Here is a 446-nt window from a genome sequence, read left to right as displayed (position 1 = left end):
CTCCAGGTCGTCCGCGAGCACCCAGGCGGTCTCCGTCTGCTGCTCCAGCCAGTCGTCGCGCAGGGAGTGGTCCATCTGGCCGGGCCAGGTGAAGGACAGCAGCCCCACCCCGGCGAGCCAGGCGGCGGAGGAGACCGAGGTGGCCTCCAGCAGACCCGTGCCGTCCGCGCTGCGGCGGACCGGGTTGGCCGCCACGGTCACCACGACCGCGAACCTCTCCTTGGCGTCCTGGTCGCCCTCGGCCGCGACGCGGGCGCCGTCGCCGCTGTACTCCATGTCGAGGGTGATGCCGATCACCGGGTGCGTGGCCTTGCCGGTCTCGATCAGCTCCTCGGCGACCCGCTTGCCCTGGTTGATCGGGATGGCGAAACCGAGCCCTATGGAGCCGGACTGGCCGCCCTCGGGGTCCAGGCCGCCGTCGGCCGAGCGGATGGCCGAGTTGATGC

The 446-nt window shown here is 72.4% G+C and carries 1 pseudogene; it reads right to left on the bottom strand.

The window, feature by feature from the left end:
- Positions 1-444, bottom strand: a pseudogene (locus tag LPA54_RS38890) (S1C family serine protease); the annotation flags it as partial.
- Positions 445-446: the final 2 nt, after the last annotated feature.

This window comes from Streptomyces sp. DH12, assembly GCF_020873895.1.
Taxonomy (GTDB): Bacteria; Actinomycetota; Actinomycetes; order Streptomycetales; family Streptomycetaceae; genus Streptomyces.
Note: the sequence above shows the minus strand (reverse complement) of the source record. Positions and strands in the feature narration are given on the sequence as shown.